The sequence below is a fragment of the Citrobacter sp. Cpo065 genome (assembly GCF_030332805.1).
Taxonomy (GTDB): domain Bacteria; phylum Pseudomonadota; class Gammaproteobacteria; order Enterobacterales; family Enterobacteriaceae; genus Citrobacter; species Citrobacter portucalensis.
In genome coordinates this window covers 226,921-253,918 of sequence record NZ_JAOWHC010000020.1, presented here as the reverse complement: position 1 = coordinate 253,918, position 26,998 = coordinate 226,921, and the positions used below count along the sequence as shown (strand labels likewise).

The following is a 26,998-nucleotide window of genomic DNA, read 5'->3' as shown; positions in this document are numbered from 1 at the left end:
ATGACGCAGGAACAAGACGCAAAACACCCTACGCCAGAACATAAATCAGCCTCCGCCGCGCCGGAGAAAAACGCTAAAGCGAACCAGGCGCTGAAAACCGCGCTGACCTTCGCTGATAAAATTCAACGCCAGCCCATCATCGCCCATCTTATTCGTGCCGCAGAGCGGTTTAACGATCGTATGGGAAATCAGTTTGGCGCCGCCATTACCTACTTCTCGTTTCTGTCGATGATCCCAATCCTGATGGTGTCGTTTGCCGCCGCGGGTTTTATTCTCGCTTCGCACCCTACGCTGTTGCAGGATATCTTCAGCAAGATTCTGCTGAACGTCAGCGATCCGACGCTCGCCTCGACGCTGAAAAACACCATCAATACCGCCGTTCAGCAGCGTACGACCGTAGGTTTGGTTGGGCTGGGTATCGCGCTCTATTCCGGCATTAACTGGATGGGGAACCTGCGCGAAGCGATTCGTGCCCAGTCGCGGGATGTTTGGGAACGTACGCCGCAGGATCAGGAAAAAATTTGGGTCAAATATCTGCGTGATTTTGTTTCCTTGATTGGCTTACTGGTTGCGCTGATTGTTACTCTGTCCATTACCTCTATCGCCGGTTCCGCCCAGCAGATGATTATCTCTGCGCTGTATCTCGACGGTATCGAATGGCTGAAGCCCGCCTGGCGGCTGATCGGCCTGACCATCTCTATTTTCGCCAACTACCTGCTGTTCTTCTGGATTTTCTGGCGGCTACCGCGTCACCGACCGCGTAAGAAAGCGCTCATACGCGGTACCTTTATCGCGGCGCTGGGGTTTGAAGTCATCAAAATGATCATGACGTATACGCTGCCATCACTGGTGCAGTCGCCGTCGGGCGCGGCATTTGGTTCCGTGCTTGGACTGATGGCGTTCTTCTACTTCTTCGCTCGTCTGACCCTGTTTTGCGCAGCCTGGATTGCCACGGCGGAATACAAAGACGACCCGCGTATGCCGGGGAAAACACACCGCTAATCTTTGTTAACTGGCCGGATGGGGCTGCGCTGATCTGGCCTACGGGAGAGTTTTGTAGGCCGGATAAGCGTAGCGCCATCCGGCAATTATAATGCCGCCTGCTCTCACTGATTTAGTGAATAAATCCAACCCGTAACTTTTATTTAACCAAAAACCAGTTTTATCATCCAAGTTTTAAATTTTGTGAAGCATTTCATGGAAGTGAAATCTCAAGCCTAAAAATTATCCCCTTTTTGCTCCATTTTTGACCGATCTCAAAGTTTGTTACAGATTGAAATGTCTCTTTTGCTGTGCGTAATATGACCTTTCGTTCGGCCAAAAATAAGAAAATATTATGCAAGCAACAGCCACAACACTCGACAACGAACAGGAACACACCCCGGTCAACTCGCGCAATAAAGTTGTCGTCGCCTCGCTCATTGGCACCGCCATTGAGTTCTTCGACTTCTATATTTACGCCACCGCCGCGGTAATCGTGTTTCCCCATATCTTCTTCCCGCAGGGGGATCCGACCGCGGCTACGCTACAATCCCTCGCCACTTTTGCTATCGCCTTTGTGGCCCGACCAATCGGTTCCGCGGTGTTCGGACATTTCGGCGATCGCGTCGGCCGTAAAGTCACGCTGGTTGCTTCACTGCTTACCATGGGGATCTCGACAGTCGTCATTGGCCTGCTGCCGGGCTATGAAACTATCGGCATTTTCGCCCCACTGCTGCTGGCGCTGGCGCGTTTTGGTCAGGGTTTAGGTCTGGGCGGTGAATGGGGCGGCGCAGCGTTGCTGGCGACGGAAAACGCGCCACCGCGCAAACGCGCGCTGTACGGATCATTTCCGCAGCTGGGCGCGCCTATCGGTTTCTTCTTCGCCAACGGTACCTTTCTGCTGCTCTCCTGGCTGCTGACCGACGAACAGTTCATGAGCTGGGGCTGGCGCGTACCGTTCATCTTCTCCGCAGTGCTGGTGATTATCGGTCTGTACGTCCGCGTTTCGCTGCATGAATCCCCGGTTTTCGCCAAAGTAGCCGCGGCGAAAAAACAGGTGAAAATCCCGCTGGGTACTCTACTGACAAAACATGTTCGCGTGACGATCCTCGGCACGTTCATCATGCTGGCGACCTATACGCTGTTCTATATCATGACCGTCTATTCGATGACGTTCAGTACCGCCGCAGCGCCTGTAGGGCTTGGCCTGCCGCGTAATGAAGTGTTGTGGATGCTGATGATGGCGGTCATTGGTTTTGGCATCATGGTGCCGGTGGCGGGCCTGCTGGCCGATGCGTTTGGTCGCCGCAAGAGCATGCTCATCATCACCACGCTGATCATTCTGTTTGCGCTGTTTGCCTTTAAACCGCTGCTCGGCTCTGGCAATCCGGTGCTGGTGTTCGCCTTCCTGTTGCTGGGCTTAAGCCTGATGGGTCTGACATTTGGCCCGATGGGCGCACTGCTGCCGGAGCTGTTCCCGACCGAAGTGCGCTACACGGGGGCGTCGTTCTCGTACAACGTTTCGTCGATTCTCGGCGCATCGGTTGCCCCATACATCGCTGCATGGTTGCAGGCGAATTATGGTCTGGCGGCTGTTGGTACGTATCTGGCATCGATGGCGGCATTGACGCTGATTGCACTGCTGTTGACCCACGAAACCCGCCATCAGTCGTTGTAATTCTTTTGCCGGATGCGGCATAACCACCTTATCCGGCCTGGGTTGAGCATGAAATCCAGGCCGGATAAACATCCGGCCAGACATCACTTCTTCATCTGTGACAGGATCGTCCGGCACTGATTCGCGTCACCCTCTGACGGCGAAATCAGCGCCAACAAGGCCGCCGCAGGAGTGACTAACGTGGCTAATGCGGCAGCAACCGCACCGCGCGCAATCAGCGGTCCGGCCTTCACGCCAGCCTGTGGATTCTTAAAGGTGCCGCGAACATACAGCGGCGAACGCAGAGTAATAATACGAATCCCTTTGCTCTCCGGATCGATGGTTAAATCCAGTTGCTCCGACGCAAAGCTCGCCGTACCAGTGACATTAATGACTGCGTTTTCCGTGTCGAAAGCAAAAATCTGCGGACGCGCCACGCCGTTAACAATATCCAGATTCGCCGCCGCGCAGTTCACCCGCACTTCGTCATCACCAAATATCTGCCCAACAAGATAATTCCCCAGATTCAAGCCCACAATTTCCATCAGATTCCGGCTGATCAAGCCGTCATTCATCAGCAGTTTCAGGTTGCCATTGCTGTTACCCAGCAGCGCCGCTACCGAGTTTCCACTTCCGCTAAACCGGGCGTCCCCGTTCATTTCACCGAGCGTTTTCTGCATCAGTTCCACATCGGGCATCAGCGCTTTTAGCTTCAGCCGCCGCGCCTGAATATCCGCCTGCCCCCGCATCGGCTTTTTATCCCCTTCCAGATGGATGCTGGAAACAATGCTGCCTCCCGCAAGACCAAATTTCAGCGGTTGCAGGCGCAGGTCAGCATTTTTCAGGATGATATGAGTGGAGAGATCGCTGATCGGCAGGCTACTGCCATGCTCAATACGCCGTCCTTTGAAACGCACGTCAGCGTCCATCACGTTCCATTTATCGGTTTCAAAACGGTCATACGGCAAGACCTTGTCCACTGGCTGAACGCTCTTCTCACCTTTGCGCAGTTCAGATTGTTTTGCCCGTTCCGCCCCTTTGCCTGAATCCACCCCGATTAGCGGCCCCAAATCGGCCAGCCTCAGCTGGCGTGATTCCACATCGCCCTTCAGCATGGGTCGCGGCTTACCGGTGGTATAGGCCAGCGTTCCGTGAATATCGCTGTCGCCAATGCGGCCATTGAAATCGCGATAATCAAAAACAGAGGATTTTTCCGGGTCAATTTTCGCCACCAGACGTCCGTCGGTTTCAAACGGCGGCGTATCCGGGAGCAGTACGCCGGTCAAATCGTACAAATCCCCTAGCGAATCTCCCGAGAATTTAAGCCGCAGATCCGCCCCGCCCATATTCATCGGATCGTTTATCGTGCCGATAAACGCTACGCGCGTATTGCCCGAACGGAAATCAGCCTGAATCGGGAAAGGCGTATCTTCGCCACGCAGCGCCAGCATTCCGCCTATTTTTCCGCTACCGCTTAGCGGTTCGCCGTTATATCGCCCTTGCGCTTTCAGCCCAAACACGTAGTCCTCGACGCGGGCGTTGCTCTCTTTACCTTTTGCGCCGGTCACTTCGCTAAAGGGCAACGGTTTACCCAGCGGATCGACCAGGATCTCAATCTCCGACTTCGTCACCTTATCGTTAATGGCGATACGTCCCTGGTCGAACAGAATGTTATCCAGCCGGAAAGACCATGCTGATGGCGGCGCATCAGGATCGCGGTTTTCGTCCCCAGCTAAGTTAAAGGTCCAGTTATTGTTTTTCTCCGACAGGCGGATCAGCCGCGCATCGGGTTTGACCAGCTTGACCCACGGGAGCCAGACGGTTTTTGTCAGCAGTGCCAGCGGGGCGAGCGTAGCTTCAACACGCGGAAGATGCACCATGGTGACGTCGGGAATGTCCGGCGGGTTGCCGAGGATAATATCTTCAGCATGAACATGCGGCCACGGAACCCAGCTACGCCAGCCAGTTTCCTGCTTCTGGCGTTCCCAAACCACGCCCAGGTCACCCCGTATAGCAAAGGGCCGGTTGAGTTCTGTAGAGACTTTCTGGTTGATGGTCGGTTTGAGCCGGTTCCAGTCAAATGTCGCAATCACAATGATGAGTACGACGATCAACAACAAGAAAAACCCTATTACTGAAGTGGTTATTTTACCTGTTCTCGTCATGTCTAACCTCCTTACTTCCTTCCTTGCCTGTCCTAAAGATAGTCCAGCAGGATGAAAAGGAGGTGCACTACGCCCTCATCAAAGCGACAGGATCACCTCTTCAAGCGTATCCAGAGGCACTGGACGAGAGAGAAAATAGCCTTGCGCAGCGAAAGCCGGTGAGTTTTGCACATCGCGCCACTCTTCCAGCGTTTCAACGCCTTCGACAATGACACCGCGACAATAGCGGTTCATGAGCTGTAATAGTAGTGTGAAGAGATTACGTCCCTCCGGCGTCTTGCGCAGCATGACGAACAGATCCCGCGCCACTTTGATATAGTCATAACTCACTTCACTAAGCGCCGAGAAGTTCGCCATTCCGGTACCAAAGTCATCCAGCCAGAGCGGGCCGAACTCGCACATTGAGGCGAACGACGACCCCTTCGGCAAGCGGATATGTTCCACCAGCTCAAAACGCAGCCACGGCAGGCCTTCAATTATTTTCAGGATTTCGGGATCCTGACGCATCGCAATGAGTGTTGGTCCATCGACATTCACTGAAGCCAGCAGGTTGTTGGCTCTGAAAAAGCCCCCTTTCAGCTCAAGCTGCAGAAGTTGCTCTTTCACTACATCAACACGATGCCGTACAGCCACTTCAGCAAAATAGCGGTCTGGTGCAATACGTTGGGAAGGGTTATCAGGATGGCTCACGACGGTCAGCAGTTCAACGGCCATCAGCCGTCCGTTGGTCTGGTAAATTGGCTGGTAGGTGTAAGCACGCTCGCACTGCAGCCAATAGCGTCTTTCCAGCAAGCTTTCAATACTCGCATCGGGCGTAATGAGCTGCTGGGTAACCTGCTTTATCATCTGAGATGTCCTGTAAATAAGAGTGTGACTGACCGGACTCGTCAAAGGTTATCGGCGCTCAGACGAAGAACTTTACGTTCAGCTGTGCGCAAAAATAAAAACTAAGCGGCAAAAACAACGCAGAACACGTGCTGGCTCAAAAAAATAATGGAACGACGTTTTAATATAGTTGACCACTTAACACCCACAGCGCACACTAACGCTAATTTTTTTCAGAGCAGGTTACGACTATGTCCAGAAAGATTGCCGTGATTGGCGAATGCATGATTGAGCTGTCACAGAAAGGCGCTGACGTTCAGCGCGGATTCGGTGGCGACACGTTGAATACATCCGTTTATATCGCCCGTCAGGTCGATGCGGCGGCACTTTCCGTACACTATGTGACTGCACTGGGTACCGACAGTTTTAGCCAACAAATGCTGGAGTCCTGGCAGGGTGAAAACGTAGACACTTCATTAACCCAGCGCATGGAAAACCGCCTGCCAGGTCTCTACTACATTGAGACCGACAGCACTGGCGAGCGCACCTTCTATTACTGGCGTAATGAAGCCGCCGCAAAATTCTGGCTGGAGAGCGAGCAGTCTGCCGCGATTTGCGAAGAGCTGGCGACATTTGACTACTTGTATCTGAGCGGAATCAGCCTGGCGATTTTAAGCCCGGCAAGCCGTGACAAGCTGCTGTCATTGCTGCGTGAATGCCGTGCCAACGGCGGAAAGGTCATTTTTGACAATAACTACCGCCCACGTCTGTGGAGCAGCAAAGAAGAAACCCAGCAGGTGTATCAGCAGATGTTGGAATGCACCAATATCGCATTCCTGACGCTGGACGATGAAGATGCACTGTGGGGTGAAAAACCCGTTGCCGAGGTGATTGCCCGTACTCACGCAGCTGGCGTTCAGGAAGTGGTAGTGAAGCGCGGCGCAGACTCTTGCCTGGTTTCCATTGCAGGCGAAGAACTGATCGACGTTCCGGCCGTTAAATTGCCGAAAGAGAAAGTGATCGATACCACTGCGGCCGGAGACTCCTTCAGCGCCGGGTATCTGGCGGTCCGTCTGACCGGTGGCGATGCCGCCGAAGCCGCAAAACGCGGCCACCTGACGGCAAGCACCGTCATTCAGCATCGTGGGGCGATTATCCCCCGCGACGCCATGCCGCAATAATTTATTGTTCCTGTAGGCCGGATAAGGCGTTAACGCCGCATCCGGCACTGGGTAAGCCGGGAGCGCTTCACTTGCCCGGCTTACAGGTTACGATACCCTTTACTGTACAGGCGGGATATCCGTCACTTCAGGGTGTGATTCATCCGTTTCAACAGACGTTGCCGCTGCGGTAACGGGCGCCATAATGCTATCCCACGTCGCCTGCAGATCCTTCATATTGAATTCAGGTTCACCCTTCGGCTGCAGCAGAATTAACGCCATATCTTGCGACAGCTGCTGACGCAGGTCCTGATTCAGCATCTCAACGCTCAGGCTGTTGAGGAAGCTCTGGCGTAAACGCTGGTACTGTTCAGGCGCAATATCCACCACCTGATTTTGCAGCGAGCGCAAACGCTGGCTGATCAAAATATCGGTATCGGTACGACCATAGGTGGCAAACAGCTTCTGCAGTTCCAGATTCTTTTGCGCTACCAGCGCATTGAACTCTTCTTCCGGAAGTCCCTTATCACGCACTTTCGCCAGCTCACGCGCAACCGTACCCAGATTGGCGTTCAGCTTATCGTTCGGCGACTCCACGTTAATCGCGCACTGCGCGCGCAGGAACAGCACCCGGCAGTCAAATCCGAGGCCAATGTCTTTGGCATTGTTTTTGGTTAGCTCTTGCTGAATGTGCCAGAACAGCGCCTCACGAGCTAAATCAGCGCGCCAGTAACGTAACAGCGCGGCAGATTCACGGATCGGCTGCCACGGCGTATCCCACATAATAGACAGGCGATCCTGGCGTACCGCATCGGTCATAATACTCACGGCTTCTGCTCGCAGCGGAGAGAGCGTGGGAACCGGTGCAGGCGTTTCGCGTTTTCCTTTTAACTCGCCAAAGGTTTTATTGATTTGCTCAGCTACACTGCGTGCATCAACGTTACCGACGATGATCAGCGTCATCGCGTCCGGGGTATACCATTTCTGGTAGAAAGACTGAATTTTCGACGCGTCTACCGGCGTTTTCAGCGGATCGGCAGGATCGTGCCCCAGCAGGGTCGATCCCTTCAGACGGTAACGCCACCACCCTTCTTTGGTATCTGACGGCCAGGTTGCAACCATGTCTTCGCTACTCAGCGCATGATTGACCGTTTCAGAGGTGATGCTCAGTTTACCGGTGATATTTGCCAGATAAGAAAGTGACTCTTTCAGTAGGTCGTTACGGCTGTTAGGCAGACTGAGGTTATACAGCGTGGAATCATAGGAAACGATAACCGGCGGCATGGGACGTTTGGGATCGAACCCCTGCTGCCACAGTGAACGGGCTTGCGTGGCATCGAGGCCACCGCTTTGCGTCAGCGCGATACGCGGGATCGCATGGCTGAAACCACTCTGTTGCGCACTTTCGGTGAGTGAACCGGTATTGACCAGCAAGCGAACCTCAATACGGTCGCTCGGACGCTGGGGAGTGGCTAACACTTGCCACTGTAAACCATTTGCCAGCGTGCCCTGTTGCCACGCTGGATCAGGCTGGAGCGCATCTGCCTGCACATAGCCGGCAGTGGCCATCATCAGCAAGCCGCCCGCTAAAAGTCGAATTTTTGTGCCCTGCATGTGAACCCCTGATCAACTATCCTGGAAATAAAAAGACAGCCCTCGAAAGGACTCTCTGAATATGACGTTAAAAACACTTCGTGTTAGACCGCGAGAACATAAAAATGTCACGGAAGAAGTGAAAAAATCCCGAGCCGCCGAATCGACGGTTTCAGGCACAGGGGGTAATTATGCGCAAACGCCCGCAGTCCTGGAAGGGACTACGGGCATAAGTGACGAGATTAAGAGGATAAATCGTGCGTTTTGCCATCCGGCGCACGATTATTCAGCGTGTCATCCAGCTTTTTGGTATCCAATTCTTTCACCCATTTAGCCACAACGACAGTTGCAACACCGTTACCAATCAGGTTGGTCAGCGCACGGGCTTCAGACATGAAGCGGTCAATACCAAGAATCAGTGCCAGGCCAGCAACCGGTAAATGACCCACCGCAGAGATAGTCGCGGCCAGAACAATGAAGCCACTCCCGGTCACACCCGCTGCACCTTTTGAGGAGAGCAGGAGCACCACCAACAGGGTTATCTGATGGAAGATATCCATGTGGCTGTTGGTCGCCTGAGCGATAAACACCGCCGCCATAGTCAGATAGATTGATGTCCCATCAAGGTTAAACGAGTAGCCCGTGGGTATAACCAATCCGACAACCGACTTCCGACAGCCCAGTTTTTCCATCTTATCGAGCATACGCGGCAGCGCAGACTCGGAAGAAGAAGTACCCAGAACGATCAGGAGCTCTTCACGGATATAGCGGATGAATTTAAAGATACTGAAGCCGGTTGCGCGCGCAATTGAACCCAGCACCAGCACCACAAACAGAATACAGGTGATGTAGAAGCAGATGATTAGCTGACCCAGTTGCACCAGCGTTCCGACGCCATATTTACCGATGGTAAAGGCCATAGCACCGAAAGCACCGATAGGCGCCAGGCGCATGATCATATTGATGATGCCGAAAATAACCTGCGAGAAACTTTCAATCACGTTGAAAATCATCTGGCCCTTGCTGCCCAGACGATGCAGCGCAAAACCAAACATTACTGCAAACAGCAATACCTGCAGGATGTTACCGCTGGCAAACGCGCCAATGACGCTCGCCGGGATAATATCCATCAGGAAACCTACGATCCCCTGGTCTTTTGCCTGTTCGGCGTAAATCGCAACCGCTTTGGCATCCAGCGTCGCCGGATCGACGTTCATTCCGGCACCGGGTTGCACCACGTTAACAATGATAAGACCGATGATCAGCGCAATCGTACTGACCACTTCAAAATAAAGCAGTGCAACCGCACCAGTGCGGCCTACGGCTTTCATACTTTCCATGCCTGCAATGCCGGTAACGACAGTACAGAAGATGACAGGTGCGATGACCATCTTGATGAGCTTAACGAAGGCATCACCAAGCGGTTTCATTTGGGCGCCTAATTCAGGGTAGTAATGGCCAAGGAGAATACCAATGGCAATCGCTGTCAGGACCTGAAAGTAAAGGCTTTTGAATATAGAGGTTTTCATAGGGTGTCCTTAAAGTAAAAACCACAGGTCTTGTAAGGTTTTGTTTAACCTGCGGCCTTAAAGTAACACCCACACAACTTGACAGAAATGTACCTGGATCATAATTGATACAAAAATGTTAAAAATTTTGAGCTGGCTCGCACAAGCGAGACCTTTTTTAACTTTTGTAATCAGCGCTTTCCGGCGCCAGATAACGTTCTTCGAAGATATTTGCCGGAACCGGTCGGGCAAACAGGAACCCTTGTGCCACTTCCACCCCGGCATGTGATAGCCATTCACGCTGCGCTTCGGTTTCGACACCTTCGGCGATCATCTGCAAATTAAGGCTGTGGGCCAACTGAATGATGGCGGAGATCATGCTGCAATCCTCAGGTACTCCGTCGACAAACATCTTATCGATTTTGAGGACATCCACCGGTAGCGACTTCATGTGCTGCAGCTGTCGCAGGCCCGCATACCCCATGCCAAAGTCATCCAGTGCGATACGTACTCCCGCATTACGCAATGGGCGCAAAATGACCACCGCGGCGTGGGGATCATCGATATGTCGGCTTTCAGTCACTTCCAGGATCAACGTACCAGGCTTGATACGATAGCGGTTTAACAACTCCAGCAGGTCCGAGACCATACTCGGGTGCATCAGCTGTAGTGCGGACAAATTCACCGACAGCGGCAGCATCAGACCCCGTTCCTGCCACGCTGACAGCTGGCGACACGTCTCTTCCAACACCCAGTAACCAACCGTCACCATCAGGCCGCAGGACTCAATCCTGTCGATTAACCCTTCGGGCAGCTCCCAGCTTCCATCCGGCTGCTGCATCCGCAATAATGCTTCTGCGCTCAATACCTTACCGCTGGACATTTCCACCTGCGGCTGCATCCAAAGCGCGAACTGCTGGTTATCCAGCGCGCTGAGAATATCGTTCTCTTCCGTCAAACGCTGCTGCGCCTCTTCCATCTGTAACGGATCAAAGAACTGAATTTGATTTTTACCCTTATGGCGCGAGGTTAACACGGCCGACAGGGCGCGGCGGTAAAGCTGTTCTGCGGTCAAATCACCATAGAACATCGCTACCCCAATGTTGCAGGTAGGACGCAGTTGAATACCCTGAATAGGTAATCGCTCGTTAACGATAGTGAGTACTTGCTGACCTAGAGTAATAGCGTGCCAGGGTTCTTTTACGCCATGGGCGATGATGGCGAAGTCATAGCCACTCACCTGGGAAAGCACCATCCTGGGGGCTAATACCGATTTGAGTTTTTCGACCAGCGTAAGCAACAGGATTTCCCGCTGAGTTTCAGTTAACACACCCGCGGTATCACGTAAGGTTTCGCAGGTGACAATCATCAGCGCCGTCGTCTGCTGGCGGGTAACAACCTGCTCCAGCAACCCCATTAAAAACGACTTATTGGGCAGTTCAGAAACCGGGAAACGCATTGCAAAGTCGCTTTGCTCTTCGCTATGTCGCTGAATCAACTGCTGATTAAGATTGTAGCTACGCACCAGCATACCAATCTCATCATCCTGATGTAGACGCGGCAATGCCAGTTGATAGCCAATCAGATCCTGCTGTTGGATATCGTTCAGCTCACGGGCAATTTTACGTAAGGGGTGCACAATCAAGCGGTTAATGCACCAGGAGATGGCGACGGTCAGTATTAACGACAAAAGTAAGTAAATGGTCACTAACGTCGAGAGCGTACTCATCACGAATTTGTACATGCGGTACGAATCCGCCTGCAGTACCAGATACGCCAGCGGTTGCGGGTTAGCTGAACGCTCAAGAGAATAGATCGGCAGCGAAATTTGTACCGGAAGCTCAAACAGGCGAGTCACCGTAACAGGAACGGGGCGTTCAGGGATAAAACTCATCCGCAACGCCTGAAACTGATTGGGCAGCACCACATCGGCGCGACTGACTACACCCGCTGGCCGAATACTTTTTAAAATGGCTTCCGCTTCGGGAATATCCCCTTTCAGGATAGTGTCCGACAGAGGCTCACGGACGGAGCGAGCGATACTTTCCAGTTGCGTAGCCGTGTTATAGCGGTTTTGCTGGACCAGATGGAACAACAAAACGGTGCAAAAAATAAAAACGAACACCATAACAACGGCCGCAACCATTGCCATCTGCTTAATTGTTAACGAGCGACTGACACGCAAACTGACTCTCCACGGATAGACGAAACTGCCGTCAGAGTATACCCGATCGTAGCGGTATTAAGAGAGGCGGTATCTGAAAACTTCCCAGCGTGCATTATCGCGACAGGATAGGCACCTGGCGACGAGATTTATCTGCATTTAAGCCGAAAAAGGCCGCAAGGTCGCCCCCTGCGGCCTGGTTCGGGCGCATGTTGCCATCACGGCAGGCAGACGCCTACAAAGCGCATTACTTTCTGTTACGCAGCCAGCTCACAATCAGGCTGGCAATGGTGCCAGCGATGATTGGAGCCGCTAAATCGTGCCAGAAGGCCACGCCTAACTGTGCGAGCGTCATATAGCCGCCTGTGTTGCAATGGCAACTGTTCACGGCTATCCTTGAGTTGTTCAGGTTCAAGTCAGCCCCCGTTTTGTTGCCAGGTTTATACCGAACAACGTGCGGGGGTTTTCTCTTTCCAGCAACCGATGCCGCCGGGGATCAAGCCCCCGCAACATTGCGCCTCACCGGGAATTCCCGGCTTGCCGCTGATTCTACGGCAGCCCACTTGCCATATCACTGCGCAATATTGCGCTCTGCGTAGCGCCTCGCAATTCACCCATTTTCTTACCAGCACGCTGGAAAGATTCTTTCCAGTTGGCAACATTCCTGCCGACCATTAGTTCAGACAAAAACATAACACATTGATATCTATCAGTTCATTTTCTGGCGCAGCGATTGCTATTTGACTGTGAGCTGTTCTGTTCCGAATTAAAGGAGATATCATGTCTGACTGTCGTACTTACGGATTCAACACCCAGATCGTTCACGCGGGGCAACAACCCGACCCTTCAACTGGCGCGCTTAGTACGCCTATTTTCCAGACCTCAACGTTTGTTTTTGACAGCGCCGAACAAGGTGCCGCCCGCTTTGCGCTCGAAGAGTCCGGGTACATTTACACCCGCTTGGGTAACCCCACCACCGATGCGCTGGAGAAAAAGCTGGCGGTACTGGAAAGAGGTGAAGCTGGGTTGGCAACCGCGTCCGGTATTTCAGCTATCACCACAACGCTGTTGACGCTTTGCCAGCAGAGTGACCATATCGTTTCCGCCAGCGCGATTTACGGCTGCACCCATGCGTTTTTGTCGCACAGCATGCCGAAGTTTGGGATTAACGTCAGCTTTGTCGACGCGGCTAAGCCTGAAGAAATCCGCGCCGCCATGCGACCAGAAACCAAAGTTGTGTATATCGAAACGCCCGCCAACCCAACGCTGTCGCTGGTCGACATTGAAACGGTGGCCGGTATCGCCCATCAACAGGGCGCATTGCTGGTGGTGGATAACACCTTTATGTCGCCGTACTGTCAGCAGCCTTTGCAACTGGGCGCGGATATCGTGGTGCACAGCGTCACCAAATATATCAACGGTCACGGGGATGTGATTGGCGGCATCATTGTTGGTAAGCAGGAGTTTATCGACCAGGCGCGGTTTGTAGGCCTGAAAGATATCACCGGCGGCTGCATGAGTCCTTTCAATGCGTGGTTAACACTGCGCGGCGTTAAAACGCTGGGCATTCGTATGGAACGCCACTGTGAAAATGCGCTGAAAATAGCCCGCTTCCTCGAAGGGCATCCATCTATTACTCGGGTGTATTATCCTGGCCTGACTTCGCATCCACAGTATGAGTTGGGCCAGCGGCAAATGAGCCTGCCAGGTGGAATTATCAGCTTCGAAATCGCCGGCGGCCTCGAGGCTGGTAGGCGGATGATCAATTCTGTAGAATTGTGCCTCCTCGCGGTCAGTCTCGGTGATACCGAAACCCTCATTCAGCACCCAGCGTCTATGACACATTCGCCCGTTGCACCTGAGGAACGGCTCAAAGCAGGTATTACCGACGGGCTTATCCGTCTTTCTGTGGGTCTTGAAGATCCAGAAGATATTATTAACGACCTTGAACACGCCATCAGAAAGGCAACATTCTGACCAATATGGCCTGAACCGACGTCGTTCGGTTCAGGTTGTTGAGAATCAAGGCACAACAGTCTGGCAATACACGCGATCCTCTTTCGGGGAGAACGTGTATTTTGGGCAGGGGGTTCTATGCAGGACAACACATTACAATTAAGCAACAATACAGCAACCGCCGTACCATTCTCAAAAAAAATACCGTTTACGAAATACGATTTTGGCTGGGTATTACTGTGCATCGGCATGGCCATTGGTGCCGGAACGGTACTGATGCCGGTACAAATTGGCTTAACAGGCATTTGGGTATTTATCGTTGCCTTTATTATTGCTTATCCGGCAACTTATATTGTGCAGGATATTTATTTAAAAACATTATCAGAAAGCGAAACCTGCAATGACTACACGGATATTATAAGTCATTACCTGGGAAAAAACTGGGGCGTATTTCTTGGCGTCATCTATTTTCTGATGATTATTCACGGCATATTTATTTATTCTTTATCCGTGGTTTTTGACAGCGCCTCATATATTAAAACCTTCGGCTTGACCGAGGCTGATCTTTCACAATCGATAATCTACAAAGTGGCCATTTTTGCCGTGCTGGTCGCCATTGCTTCCGGGGGAGAAAAACTGCTGTTCAAAATCTCCGGCCCGATGGTGGTGGTCAAAGTAGGTATCATCATCGTATTTGGTTTTGCGATGGTTCCGCACTGGAACTTCGCTAATATCAGCGCCTTCCCTGAAGCATCGGTCTTCTTTCGTGATGTACTGCTAACCATCCCGTTCTGCTTCTTCTCGGCGGTGTTTATTCAGGTGTTGAACCCAATGAACATCGCCTACCGCAAACGGGTGGCGGACCGGGTGCTGGCTACGCGTATGGCAATCCGTACGCATCGCATCAGTTACATTACTCTGATTGCTGTCATTCTGTTTTTCTCCTTCTCTTTTACCTTTTCCATTAGCCATGAAGAGGCCGTTTCGGCTTTCGAACAAAATATTTCTGCACTGGCACTGGCGGCTCAGGTCATTCCTGGGCAGATTATTCATATCACCTCAACGGTATTAAATATCTTCGCAGTATTAACCGCGTTCTTTGGTATTTATCTGGGATTCCACGAAGCGATCAAAGGTATTATTCTCAACGTTCTGAGCCGCGTCATTGACATTGAGAAAATTAATCCGTTGGTGCTTACGCTGGGTATTTGCACCTTTATTGTTATCACCCTGGTCATTTGGGTGTCATTTCGCGTATCGGTACTGGTGTTCTTCCAGCTAGGTAGTCCGCTTTACGGGATTGTGTCGTGTATTATTCCGTTCTTCCTGATCTATAAAGTAACGCAACTGGAAAAACTGCGCGGACTGAAAACCTGGTTGATCCTGCTGTACGGAATTCTGCTGTGCCTGTCGCCCTTATTGAAGCTGATTGAATAACCCACGTATATCGCGCCGTCAGACGCTGGCGGCGCTTAACTCACACTCTCCAGCTGATAGCCGCGAATTTTATTCAGCACCGTGGTGTGCGACACGCCCAGCGCTTTGGCGATATGCCGTGACGACACATTATCTTCCACCATCTGTTCAATGAGCTGGCGTTCAGCACACAGAACCTGCTCTTTAAAAGGACGTTCTGTCGGGCCCCGCTCAACGGCAGGCAAATTCACCATCCCTAATTCTTCCCGCGTAATAACATCGGATTCCGCCATCAGCATCAGGCGAATAATGGTATTTTCCAGTTCGCGCACGTTTCCCGGCCAGGTGTGATGGTGCAGGGCATCAAAACAGGCTTTATCCAGAATGATCCGCCGCTGGAATTCCTTTGCGTATTTCTGCACAAAGTGGCGAATCAGCAGGCTGATATCCTGTGGACGCTCGCGCAAAGGTGGAATGGTCAGTGAAAGCACGTTGATGCGGTAATAGAGATCGGCGCGCAGCAGACGTTGTTCTACCATCTCTTCCAGATTGGCATTGGTTGCCACAATAATGCGCACATTGACCGGAATAATATGCGCTCCGCCAACGCGCCGAATCCCGCCATCCTGAAGCACGCGCAGGAGTTTAGCCTGTAAGCTCAGCGACATTTCGCCAAACTCATCGAGAAAAAGGGTGCCTTTATCGGCCATTTCAAACAGCCCTTTTTTGCCTTTACAATCCGCGCCGCTGAAAGCCCCTTTCTCATAGCCAAAGAATTCACTCTCCATTAGCGACTCAGGTAGCGCAGAGCAGTTGACCGGAATAAACGGATAAAAACGTCGCTGCCCGGAATTATGGATAGCCCGGGCCAGCAGCTCTTTACCGGTCCCCGTATCGCCACGTATCAGAACGGTATATTTGCTGTCGGCAATTTTTATCGCCTTTTCGATAAGCGCGTGCATGCTCTGGCTGCTGCAAATAATGTCAGAGAAATAGCGCGGGCGTTCCGGTTCCGGCGTTGACAGCTCACTTATCTCCTCACAGAGGTAAGCGACATGAATAATATCGGCGCGCTGGCTTAAACAGGATTGCACACAGGAAATATCCTGTAGCTGGCGGCACCAGGATTTAATCAGGATCCGCCCAGGCGTGACTTTCATGGAGATGATATTGATATCACAGCAGGAAAATTCCTTCAGGACATCCTCAACCATCGACAGACGATCAATTGTTTTAATATCCCAGCGTATCGTGACCACATTTGCTCCTGGTAGTTAGCAACTGCGAAATAGATATTTTTGTGACTAGAGGGAATCTGACTACATTCTAGACGCTGTGGAATAATGTTCTGCCAAAGGACTCACATTGTGGACGTAAAGAGAAAATATAAAAAAACCGGAGCACAAGGCTCCGGTTATCGGGTCATAACCCAGGTTTATTGCTGTGGGTTTTCATCCTGGTCAACGGCAAAACAAGCCACCAGTTGACCGCCGTAATCTTTCAACTGCGGCTGAAGCTGGGTACACGGACCAAAGCGACGACGGCAGCGGGCGTTAAACGCGCAGCCCGGCGGCGGATTCAGCGGGCTTGGCAGTTCACCGGTCAGCTTGATACGCTCACGGCGATCGTCCGGGTTCAGACGCGGCGTTGCGGAGAGCAGCGCTTGCGTGTACGGATGACGCGGATTATTGAAGATTTGGTCCTTCGTCCCTTTCTCCACGCAGCGGCCTAAATACATCACCATCACTTCATCGGCAATGTGCTCAACCACCGACAGGTCGTGCGAGATAAAGACGTATGACAGCCCCAGTTCCTGCTGCAAATCCATCATCAGATTCAGCACCTGCGCACGCACCGAAACGTCCAGCGCTGAGACCGGTTCATCGGCAATCACCACGTCCGGGTCAAGCATCAGACCGCGAGCGATGGCAATACGCTGACGCTGACCGCCGGAGAACATATGCGGATAGCGGTCGTAGTGTTCGGTTTTCAGCCCCACTTTCGCCATCATCGCCAGCGCTTTTTCACGACGCTCCTCTTTGCTGAGCGTGGAGTTGATCAGCAGCGGCTCTTCCAGAATCTGCCCCACTTTCTTACGCGGGTTCAGGGAACCGTACGGGTTCTGGAATACAATCTGGATTTTCTGCCGACGCAGCTTTTGCGCCTGCGGGTCGTGCTTAAGCAGATCCTGTCCCTGGTAATACAGCTCACCGCCGGTCGGGACTTCAATCATCGTCAGCAGGCGGCCAAGGGTGGATTTCCCACAGCCCGACTCGCCTACCACCGCCAGCGTTTTACCACGCTCTAAGGTAAAGGAGACGCCGTCCAGCGCTTTCACCAGGCGCTCCGGGGCGAACATGCCCTTTTTCACCGGGTAGTGTTTTTTCAGATCAATAGCCTGCAACAGCGGCTGTGACAAAGTGGCCTTTTGCGTACTCATAGCCCAGGCCTCCCGGCATCATCAAGTGGGTAGTGGCATTTCGACTGACGACCGCCTTCCAGCAGGTTCAGTTCAGGTTCTTCAGCGCGGCATTTGTCGGTCGCATAGGGGCAGCGTGGGTTCAGCAAACAGCCGCTCGGGCGATCATATTTCCCGGGAACCACGCCCGGCAGCGAGGCCAGACGTGCTTTATCCTGAGCAAACTCAGGCAGCGCGCGCAGTAGCGCCTGGGTGTAAGGATGACGCGGCGCGCGGAAAATATCCTGCGCGGCTCCGGTTTCTACCACCTGGCCGGCGTACATCACGATGATTTTGTGTGCCGCTTCAGCCACCAGCGCCAGATCGTGCGTGATTAAGACCAGCGCCATGTTCTCTTTTTGCTGCAATTCCAGCAGTAGCTCGATGATCTGCGCCTGAATAGTCACATCCAGCGCCGTTGTCGGTTCGTCGGCAATCAGCAGTTTCGGACGACAGGCTATCGCCATCGCGATCATCACGCGCTGACTCATCCCACCGGACAACTGGTGCGGATATACATCAAGACGCGAGGCCGGATCGGGGATCCCCACCAGCGTCAGCAGGTCTATTGCCCGCTGAATACGCGTTTTTTTGTTGCCGCCCTGGTGCACTTTAATGGCTTCCATAATCTGGTAGCCGACGGTGTAGCAGGGGTTAAGGCTGGTCATCGGGTCCTGGAAGATCATCGCCACTTCCGCCCCCACTAACTGGCGACGCTCTTTCTCAGAGATGCGCTTCAGGTCGCGACCATTAAACTCCAGATTTTCGGCCATAACGCGGCCTGGGTAGTCAATCAGTCCCATAATCGCCAGCGAACTGACGGACTTACCAGAGCCGGACTCTCCTACAATGCCAACCACTTCACCCTGATTCACACTGTAGCTAATGCGGTCTACGGCGCGGAATTCGGAACCTACGTCGCCGAAATGCACCGATAATTTATCTACATTTAATAACGCCATCTCGAACCTCTTACTGCTTCAGTTTGGGATCGAGCGCGTCACGCAGACCGTCACCCATCAGGTTAAATGCCAGCACCGTCAACAGGATCGCCAGCCCCGGGAAGGTCACAACCCACCAGGCGCTTTGGGCAAACTGCAGAACGTCAGAGAGCATGGTGCCCCATTCCGGCGTAGGCGGCTGTGCGCCCATCCCCAGGAAGCCGAGGGCAGCCATATCGAGAATGGCGTTAGAGAAGCCAAGCGACGCCTGAACAATCAGCGGCGCAAGACAGTTAGGAAGAATGTTGACGAACATCTGGCGCATCGCGCCGGCTCCCGCCACGCGAGATGCGGTGACGTAGTCGCGGTTAACCTCCACCAGCACGGCGGCGCGCGTCAAACGGACATAGTGCGGCAATGCCACGAACGTCAGCGCCAGCGCGGCGTTGCCAATCGAGGGGCCAAATACAGCCACCAGCACCAGTGCCAGCAACAGGCTCGGCAATGCCAGCATGATATCGACCACACGCATGATGACGTTATCGACAATCCCGCCAAAGTAACCGGCGATCAGCCCAAGAACCACGCCCATCAGCAGGGAGAGTACTACCACCAGACAGCCGACCAACAGCGACAGACGCGCACCGTACATCAGGCGGGACAGCACGTCGCGGCCTACATCATCAGTACCAAACAGATGCGCCATGGTACCGCCTTCCTGCCACGCGGGAGGAGCCAGCAGCGTATCGCGGAACTGGTCTGCCGGGTTGTAGGGTGCGAGGACGTTGGCAAAGACCGCAATCAGGATCATCACCACAACGTACACCAGCCCAACAACCGCACCTTTGTTGCGTTTAAAATAGTGCCAGAACTCCTGCAACGGAGTCATCGGCACCGGTGCAGCAATAACTTTATTTTCAGTAACCTGTGACATGATGGCCCCTTACTTCTTATGCCGAATACGCGGGTTCACCACGCCGTACAGCAGGTCTACCAGCAGGTTGACGAGGATAATCATCGTCGCGACCAGCAGCACCCCGCCCTGCACTACCGGATAATCGCGGCGTTGCAGCGCATCGATCAGCCAGCGCCCCAGTCCCGGCCACGAGAAGATGGTCTCGGTCAGGATCGCCCCGGCCAGCAACGTACCAACCTGCAGGCCGATAACGGTCACCACGGGCAGCATCGCGTTACGCAGAGCGTGAATAATGATGACGCGCATACGAGTCAGGCCTTTGGCGCGCGCGGTACGGATGTAATCTTCACCCAGCACTTCCAGCATCGATGAACGGGTCATACGCACAATGACCGCCAGAGGAATGGTACCCAGCACCATCGCAGGCAGGATCATATGCGCCAACGCATCAATAAAGTTGCCCTCTTCACCCCAGATGGCGGTGTCGATAAGCATAAAGCCGGTTAGCGGATTGGAATCATCAAGGAACACCATGTCGCTCACCCGCCCAGAAACTGGCGTCAGGTTCCACTGCACGGAAACCAGCATGATCAGCATCATGCCCCACCAGAAAATCGGCATGGAGTAACCGGTCAGCGCCAGGCCAACTGCCGTGTGATCGAAAATGGAGCCGCGCTTAACGGCAGCAAGTACACCCACTGGGATACCCACTGCGACGGCGAAAATCATCGCGCAGACGCCGAGTTCCAGCGTTGCTTTGAAGCGAGGTACGAACTCTTCCCACACCGGTAAGCGGCTTTTCAGTGAGATACCTAAATCACCATGCATAACCCCCCAGATATAGTGGAGGTACTGCTGCCACATCGGCTTATCCAGACCGAGTTCAGCCAACAGTTGAGCATGACGCTCAGGGGAGATCCCACGTTCACCCGCCATGATCATAACCGGATCGCCGGGGATCATATGGACAAAGGCAAAGGTGAGAAGAGTGATACCGATAAACGTGGGGATGACGAGTCCCAAACGTCGGAGAATGAACTGCAACATAACCCGGATTCTCTCTAATGACGCACGGCCTGGAACCGTGAGTCTGTATTGCTCACAAATCTTATCCCACGCAAACTGCATCGCGGGTAAAGCATTACGCCGGAGGGCACTGCGCTTATCCGGCCTACACAACACCGGGGCGCAGCGCTTCCTTAATTGCTTTTAATTATTCGACAGAGACGTTTTCGAAGTGGTGTTTGCCTAATGGATCAACCACATAGCCTTTCACTTCTTTACGCACTGGTTCGTACACGGTGGAGTGAGCAACAATCAGAGCCGGAGCCTGGTCGTGCATAACAACCTGAGCTTGCTTGTACAGTTCAATACGTTTGTTGTGATCGTCGGTCGCACGCGCCGGCTGGATCAGGTCTTCAAACGGCTTGTAGCACCAGCGAGAGTAGTTAGAACCGTCTTTCGCTGCCGCACAGCTGAACAAGGTCGCGAAGAAGTTGTCCGGATCCCCGTTGTCACCGGTCCAACCCATCATCACCGCCTGATGCTCACCCGCTTTGGCGCGTTTCAGATACTCGCCCCATTCGTAGGTCACAATCTTGGCCTGAACGCCAATTTTCGCCCAGTCAGCCTGAACCATTTCTGCCATACGACGTGCGTTCGGGTTATATGGACGCTGTACCGGCATAGCCCACAGCTCAACGGTAAAGCCTTTGTCCTGACCAGCTTCCTTCAGCAGCGCTTTGGCCTTCTCAGGATCGTAGGTGTAGTCTTTAACGTCGTCGTTATAGCCCCACATGGTCGGCGGGATCAGGTTTTTCGCGGCAACGCCAGCGCCCTGATAAACCGCTTTGATGATCGCTTCTTTGTTTACCGCGTAGGTCAGCGCCTGACGGACTTTCACGTCATCAAACGGTTTCTTCTCGGTATTGAAAGAGAGGTAGCCCACGTTCAGACCCGCCTGCTCCATCAGGTTGATGTTTTTATCCTGCTTCATGCGCGCGATGTCTGCCGGGTTCGGGTACGGCATCACCTGGCACTCGTTCTTCTGCAGTTTGGCGTAACGCACGGAAGCGTCAGGCGTAATGGAGAAGACCAGACGGTCGATCTGCGGCTTGGTGCCCCAGTAACCTTCGAATGCTTTATACAGAATACGGGAGTCTTTCTGGTACTGCTGCAGCTGGAACGGACCGGTACCAATTGGGTTCAGATCCACTTTCTCCGGAGAACCGGCTTTCAGCATGTTGTCAGCATATTCTTTGGAAAGAATAGAAGCGAAGTCCATCGCCAGGTCAGCCAGGAACGGCGCTTCCGGGCGAGTCAGCACGAACTGAACGGTTTTATCGTCCACTTTTTTCACTTCGGAGATCAGATCCGGCAGACCCATCCCTTCGAAGTATTCATAGCTGCCGCCAGAGACTTTATGGTACGGGTTCTGGGCATTTTTCTGACGATCGAAAGAGAACACCACGTCATCGGCGTTAAAATCGCGCGTCGGTTTAAATTCTTTGTTGTCCTGCCACTTCACGCCCTGACGCAGGTGGAAAGTGTAGGTTTTGCCGTCTTCGCTGATTTCCCACTTCTCAGCAAGGCCCGGGATCACTTCAGTCGTACCGGTTTTGAACTCGACCAGGCGGTTATAGATCGGTACGGAGCTGGCATCATAGGTGGTGCCAGAGGTGAAAAGCTGCGGGTTAAAGCCTTCAGGAGATCCTTCTGAACAATAAACCAGAGTTTTAGCCTGTACGCTTGCTGCGACGGTCATAGCCACCAGGCTCAGACCAAGCTTCAGCATCCCTGACTTCTTCAAGGAAATACTCATTCTTCTGCTCCAATGTGATGTTTGTTGTTTTACCCTTTGCAGTGGGTTTGCACCGCCTGGCCTTTTTTGTTTTTTACCCGGCCGGGTCGGCGTTAAGAGGATGGGGATTCCGTTCACATAAGCGACTGAGTTGCAGTGCGGATTCTCCATGAAATGCCCCTCATACCCTACAATCTGTCAACAGAATGTGAAAACGTCAATACAGGTCACCGTGATTTACGCCAACGGTGAGAATTCACAAACAAAGATTAAAAAAAGTGCGGAAGGACATTTTCAGCAGGGAAATTTGTGCTACGCGCACTATGCCAGAATAAACATCTTCATATTTCGCAACATTTGGTGATTAACATTTATGCAATTTATTCAAACTTTCTAAATTAATGCTGCATATCTGAGCGATTAATACCATGAACGTTAAAGCGCACAGCGGAAAATGCCAGCTTCAGCCATAAGTAGCGCAAAAAAAGTTTCAAGCAAATATAAAAAAAGGCAATGGAATATGTCACAGAATCGTTAACAGTCAGTGGGAAGTGGTGCACAATTTTTGCAGATAAAATGAAGGTCAAACGTGGGGTCGGAAAAACACAAAATACGCCCTGCCAGCGCTTCGCCTGTAGGCCGGATAAGGCGCTTGCGCCGCCATCCGGCAATGTCTGTTATAGCGTGATGTTTTGCCTGATGCCGCTTCGCCTGTAGGCCGGATAAGGCGCTTGCGCCGCATCCGGCAATATCTGTTATAGCGTGATGTTTTGCCTGATGGCGCTTCGCTTATCAGGCCTACAAAAGCCACAAATGCAAAAAGCCCGCTCAGAGAGCGGGCTTTTCTAATTTGGTCGGTGATAGAGGATTACTCGCCACTGCGTGGCTCGCCCTGCGGGCCGTTGCTGACGCAACGTTCTCTCGCTACGCTCGAGTCGAACCTCTTGCCCCCGGAGGTTCTCATCCTCGTGGATTCCGGAAAGCAAAAAGCCCGCTCAGAGAGCGGGCTTTTCTAATTTGGTCGGTGATAGAGGATTCGAACCTCCGACCCCTTCGTCCCGAACGAAGTGCGCTACCAGGCTGCGCCAATCACCGAATGCGGGGCGCATCTTACTGCTCAGCTGCGCGCCCGTCAATCCCTTAGTATCAAAATGCCATTTGATCGGCGAGAAAGTCAGCAGCTCAGTTACTGGGCTGTAGCCTTATTCGCGTCCGGGATACGACACCAGTTGTTATTCTCGTTAATACCGCCATTTGGCGAGGTATAACCGAGGCAACCCAAAATGGTGTCGTACAGTTCCACATGACGACGCGGCACCTTCATATCAGCTTCTTGCTTAAGGTGTGCAAACGCCTTCGCATGGTCGGGGTCTTCCAGATATTTGTCAGACATCCACACCATCATAGGAACGCGGAACTGCTCAGGTGGCGCCATTTTACGCGGCGTACCGTGCAGGTGCTCGCGCTCGTTAATCGACTCACCGTGATCGGCGGCGTAGAACACGATCGCTTTCTTATCACGTAGTTGATCAAATACTTTGGTAATAAAGTGATCAACATAGGTTACCGAGTTATCGAATGAGTTGATCATCTCAGCTTTCGAGCAACCGCTATCAACATTGACACATTCCGGCTTCCACTGCGCATAATCACGGGTATAGCGCTGGGTGTAGTTAAAATGCGAGCCCTTGGTATGCAAAATAATTAGATGCTTGCCACCATCTTCATTATTTTGCAGAGACTGCTGCATCTCGGTAATCAACAGCATATCGTCAACGTTCTTGCCACGGTTGCGCGGCTCTGCGCCAATCTGCTCACGATAGGCGATGTTTTCCGCCATGGTGTTACTGTAGAACCACATCTCGCTTTGCATCGCGTAAAGATCGGTCTTGAACCCTAACTGGCCGAGCACGGAGAAGACGTTTTGTTCTTTCAGAGTACGCTGCGGGTTTTCTTCTGCCCCACCCTCACGCACGAACATGCAACGCAGCGAAAGTTTTGTTGCCGTATCACAGGAATATCCACGGAAGGCGGCCAGATTTTTCTCCTGGGCGAGCCTTGGCGTGGTATTACGCTCATAGCCAAAAATCCCCATATGATCCCAGCGGGTCGTTTCGCCGATAATAAAGACCACATAGGTGTCGTCGAGGTTTTTGGGGGCAACATAGGTAAACTTCTTCGCCGGGTTCATCAACGATTTGTTGTCTGAGGATTCATCCACCTGTGCCCAGGCGTACAGACCCAGCGCGGAGAGCCAGTTTGACGGCAGATAGGAATTCGCCACTACCCCGCCATAGCTGGGTAAATCGATTCCCGTTGCTCGCTCAACGCTTCTCTGTTGCATGCTCAGCAGGCGAATCGGGACCCATACCATCAGACCAGCCAGTAAAACTACCGCCACGCTGCGCCATCTCATGCCAGGCGTACGGATCTGTTTCATCAGGGTATAGCGGCAGCGATTACTCCAAATCAGAACCAACGGTAAAATGCTGACCGAAACCAGCCATACGACAAAATGCCAGCCAACAACTTCTTTCGATAAATCAATATCCGTGGTCATTACGGAGGCAATAATACCGTAACCAATTACCACATTCAGGAAGGTCATGTAATAGCTGGCACCGGCAGAACACAGCACCACTAAGGTTGTCAGGACACGCCAGGCGCGCCGACCAAATAAAGAGAGAAGCCGTAGTAAAAAGAAGGTCACCAGCACAGTGCCGGCTAATTCAACAACCGCAGAGAGTCCTTTCCAGACGGTAAACTCGTGTGCGTATCCGCTAAAGCGCCGGAAAAATACAGCACAGTTCATAAACAAACCGATATAGATTGCCAGCAGGAAACTGAGTTTCTGCTGCGTCATCGACTTAATGTATCTCATGCAAACAAACCCTGGGAATCGGGATTAAAACACCCTGAGCAGTAGTCAAACAGACCAGGCAGGGGAAAATGCGACAACAGCAGAGGTGAAATGTCTACGGGCGCGAGTAAGTAGACCACAGGAGGGTGAAAAAGTGCTTATGGAGAATGCAAATAGCGCATATATTTTTGTAAATATATGCGCCAGGTATTAATCAGACTACTAATAGGTTTAGGCGTGCGCCTCGGTATATACGCTACGCTGTGGCTGGCGGATGGTGGTGGAGAGTGCCAGCGAGATAATTAACAGCGCAAAGATAACGCAGAAGGTCACATAGAAACCGCCGAACAGCGAGGCGATAATGGAACCACAAATGCTGCCGATACCGAAACCTAAGTAAATGACGCCGTAGTTTTTAGCCAGGTTATTCAAACCGAAGAACTCGCTCACCAGTGACGGGAACACGGTGATGGTACCGCCAAAGTTAAATGCTACACAGGCAATCGCCGCGAAGAAGGTCGCATCATTCAGCGGGGCGAACAGCAGTGCCGCCATACCGACCAGCGAAACGACCTGCCCAATGGTGATAACGCGAATACGAGAGATTTTGTCGGACAGAATCCCCAGCACCAGACGACCGGACAAGTTAGCGATAGAAATGACGGTAACCGCATTTGCCGCCGTTGCCACATCCATATGCGCCAGGCTTTGTGCAATATCTTTCGCCACGCCAATCACATACAGCCCACTCATACACGCCGTCAGGAACATCACTGCCAGCATCCAGTACTGCGGTTTACGCATGGACTGCGCCAGGGTGTAGTCATTCTCAACCACGCCATTTTTCGTTTTCACTTCCTGATTCGGCGCGTCTTTCATCAGCGTGGAGCCAAAGACGATCATCACCAGCACAATCGCGCCCCAAATCATGAAGGTTTTTTCCAGACCCACAGTGCTCAACAGTTGGCTGTCGATGAATTTAAAACCGAGGCTGCCAAGACCGTAAGAACCGATGGCAAAGGCGGAAATCAGCCCTTTACGCTCAGGGAACCATTTTACACAGTTGGAAAGTGTTAACAGGTAGCCTGCGCCATCCGCCAGACCAACCAATACACCGGCGCTCAGCCACAGCATAATCAGGCTGTCAGAGTGGGCGGTTAAGAAGAAGCCGACACCCAGTAAAATACCGGAGGCCATGGTGACACGTTTCACGCCAAAACGTTCCTGCAGTTTCCCGGCGACGGAAGAAGAAATCGCCAGCCCGAGGCTCAGCAGGCCAAAGGAAAAGGCAACCTGACTCACTGGCGCATCAAGCTTAGAAGAGAGCGCACCGTTAAACAGGCTCCAGGTATAAACAGAACCTAAAGCAAATTGGGTAATGATGGTGCCGATCAGTGTCAGCCAGCGGGTACGCTGATAATCAGAAGTTTTCATGGCAGTCTTCCTGCATAAACAAAATGGGAAATTCTCTGCCAACAACCATACCGAAGCGCTTTTATGAGCAGGAGAAAACGGCATGAAATGCCGCCAGGACGGAATGAAATGCCTGGAATGCGGAATGAATGACGAGACAAAAAGTCGGGTTACTGAATTTTATC

General features: G+C 52.5%; 19 protein-coding genes, 1 tRNA gene and 1 other RNA gene. 5 read left to right on the top strand and 16 right to left on the bottom strand.

Annotation, left to right across the window (positions count from 1 at the left end):
- The gene (gene yhjD, locus OGY68_RS04055; protein ID WP_048215344.1) at nucleotides 1–1,002 is read left to right on the top strand and encodes an inner membrane protein YhjD; all 1,002 of its coding nucleotides are present in this window, start codon (nucleotides 1–3) and stop codon (nucleotides 1,000–1,002) included.
- 334 nt (nucleotides 1,003–1,336) lie between these two features.
- Entirely contained in the window at nucleotides 1,337–2,659 is a 1,323-nt protein-coding gene (locus tag OGY68_RS04050; RefSeq protein ID WP_048236977.1) for an MFS transporter, read from the top strand.
- An 83-nt stretch (nucleotides 2,660–2,742) separates the two neighbouring features.
- Here OGY68_RS04050 and OGY68_RS04045 read toward each other — a convergent pair whose 3' ends face one another.
- The gene (locus OGY68_RS04045) at nucleotides 2,743–4,803 is read right to left on the bottom strand and encodes an AsmA family protein (RefSeq protein WP_057068521.1); all 2,061 of its coding nucleotides are present in this window, start codon (nucleotides 4,801–4,803) and stop codon (nucleotides 2,743–2,745) included.
- Nucleotides 4,804–4,881: 78 nt separating this feature from the next.
- Nucleotides 4,882–5,649, bottom strand: a complete 768-nt coding sequence (gene pdeH / locus OGY68_RS04040; RefSeq protein ID WP_008786408.1) for a cyclic-guanylate-specific phosphodiesterase — start codon at nucleotides 5,647–5,649, stop codon at nucleotides 4,882–4,884.
- Nucleotides 5,650–5,879: 230 nt separating this feature from the next.
- Here pdeH and kdgK point away from each other — a divergent pair, with 230 nt between their 5' ends.
- A complete protein-coding gene (gene kdgK / locus OGY68_RS04035) occupies nucleotides 5,880–6,809 on the top strand; it encodes a 2-dehydro-3-deoxygluconokinase (protein WP_008786409.1) in 930 nt (309 codons plus the stop codon).
- Between the two features lie 99 nt (nucleotides 6,810–6,908).
- Here kdgK and OGY68_RS04030 read toward each other — a convergent pair whose 3' ends face one another.
- The 4 genes from OGY68_RS04030 to OGY68_RS04015 all read right to left on the bottom strand — a co-directional run bounded on the left by OGY68_RS04030 (nucleotide 6,909) and on the right by OGY68_RS04015 (nucleotide 12,408).
- Complete coding sequence (locus tag OGY68_RS04030) at nucleotides 6,909–8,402, bottom strand: M16 family metallopeptidase (RefSeq protein WP_057067480.1); 1,494 nt, start codon at nucleotides 8,400–8,402, stop codon at nucleotides 6,909–6,911.
- Nucleotides 8,403–8,623: 221 nt separating this feature from the next.
- Entirely contained in the window at nucleotides 8,624–9,910 is a 1,287-nt protein-coding gene (gene dctA, locus OGY68_RS04025) for a C4-dicarboxylate transporter DctC (protein ID WP_008786411.1), read from the bottom strand.
- A gap of 157 nt (nucleotides 9,911–10,067) precedes the next feature.
- The gene (gene hmsP, locus OGY68_RS04020) at nucleotides 10,068–12,074 is read right to left on the bottom strand and encodes a biofilm formation regulator HmsP (protein ID WP_071941292.1); all 2,007 of its coding nucleotides are present in this window, start codon (nucleotides 12,072–12,074) and stop codon (nucleotides 10,068–10,070) included.
- Between the two features lie 226 nt (nucleotides 12,075–12,300).
- Nucleotides 12,301–12,408, bottom strand: a complete 108-nt coding sequence (locus OGY68_RS04015; protein ID WP_003827426.1) for a type I toxin-antitoxin system toxin Ldr family protein — start codon at nucleotides 12,406–12,408, stop codon at nucleotides 12,301–12,303.
- A gap of 425 nt (nucleotides 12,409–12,833) precedes the next feature.
- On the opposite strand from OGY68_RS04015, the gene megL reads away from it, so the two are divergent.
- Both megL and OGY68_RS04005 read left to right on the top strand, forming a co-directional pair.
- The gene (gene megL, locus OGY68_RS04010; RefSeq protein ID WP_048236980.1) at nucleotides 12,834–14,030 is read left to right on the top strand and encodes a methionine gamma-lyase; all 1,197 of its coding nucleotides are present in this window, start codon (nucleotides 12,834–12,836) and stop codon (nucleotides 14,028–14,030) included.
- A gap of 117 nt (nucleotides 14,031–14,147) precedes the next feature.
- Nucleotides 14,148–15,446 carry an SLC5/6 family protein gene (locus tag OGY68_RS04005; RefSeq protein WP_008786415.1) on the top strand — a complete coding sequence of 433 codons (1,299 nt, stop codon included), beginning with the start codon at nucleotides 14,148–14,150 and terminating at the stop codon, nucleotides 15,444–15,446.
- 35 nt (nucleotides 15,447–15,481) lie between these two features.
- Here the strand turns inward: OGY68_RS04005 and OGY68_RS04000 are convergent, their stop codons facing one another.
- The 10 genes from OGY68_RS04000 to OGY68_RS03955 form a co-directional block, all read right to left on the bottom strand.
- Nucleotides 15,482–16,684 carry a sigma-54 interaction domain-containing protein gene (locus tag OGY68_RS04000; RefSeq protein WP_057067482.1) on the bottom strand — a complete coding sequence of 401 codons (1,203 nt, stop codon included), beginning with the start codon at nucleotides 16,682–16,684 and terminating at the stop codon, nucleotides 15,482–15,484.
- A 176-nt stretch (nucleotides 16,685–16,860) separates the two neighbouring features.
- A complete protein-coding gene (gene dppF / locus OGY68_RS03995; protein WP_008786417.1) occupies nucleotides 16,861–17,865 on the bottom strand; it encodes a dipeptide ABC transporter ATP-binding subunit DppF in 1,005 nt (334 codons plus the stop codon).
- A complete protein-coding gene (gene dppD / locus OGY68_RS03990) occupies nucleotides 17,862–18,845 on the bottom strand; it encodes a dipeptide ABC transporter ATP-binding protein (RefSeq protein ID WP_003024317.1) in 984 nt (327 codons plus the stop codon). Before dppD ends, dppF begins: the two co-directional genes overlap by 4 nt.
- Nucleotides 18,846–18,855: 10 nt before the next feature.
- The gene (gene dppC, locus OGY68_RS03985) at nucleotides 18,856–19,758 is read right to left on the bottom strand and encodes a dipeptide ABC transporter permease DppC (protein ID WP_003024315.1); all 903 of its coding nucleotides are present in this window, start codon (nucleotides 19,756–19,758) and stop codon (nucleotides 18,856–18,858) included.
- 9 nt (nucleotides 19,759–19,767) lie between these two features.
- A complete protein-coding gene (gene dppB / locus OGY68_RS03980; protein WP_003827415.1) occupies nucleotides 19,768–20,787 on the bottom strand; it encodes a dipeptide ABC transporter permease DppB in 1,020 nt (339 codons plus the stop codon).
- A 166-nt stretch (nucleotides 20,788–20,953) separates the two neighbouring features.
- Entirely contained in the window at nucleotides 20,954–22,561 is a 1,608-nt protein-coding gene (gene dppA, locus OGY68_RS03975) for a dipeptide ABC transporter periplasmic-binding protein DppA (RefSeq protein ID WP_003827414.1), read from the bottom strand.
- 830 nt (nucleotides 22,562–23,391) lie between these two features.
- A non-coding RNA gene (locus OGY68_RS03970) (RtT sRNA) lies at nucleotides 23,392–23,524 on the bottom strand.
- Nucleotides 23,525–23,558: 34 nt separating this feature from the next.
- Nucleotides 23,559–23,635 (bottom strand) — tRNA-Pro (locus OGY68_RS03965).
- 91 nt (nucleotides 23,636–23,726) lie between these two features.
- The gene (gene eptB / locus OGY68_RS03960; protein WP_032945323.1) at nucleotides 23,727–25,421 is read right to left on the bottom strand and encodes a kdo(2)-lipid A phosphoethanolamine 7''-transferase; all 1,695 of its coding nucleotides are present in this window, start codon (nucleotides 25,419–25,421) and stop codon (nucleotides 23,727–23,729) included.
- A 210-nt stretch (nucleotides 25,422–25,631) separates the two neighbouring features.
- Nucleotides 25,632–26,834, bottom strand: coding sequence for an L-lactate MFS transporter (locus tag OGY68_RS03955; protein ID WP_020996062.1), 1,203 nt, complete (start codon nucleotides 26,832–26,834; stop codon nucleotides 25,632–25,634).
- Nucleotides 26,835–26,998: the final 164 nt, after the last annotated feature.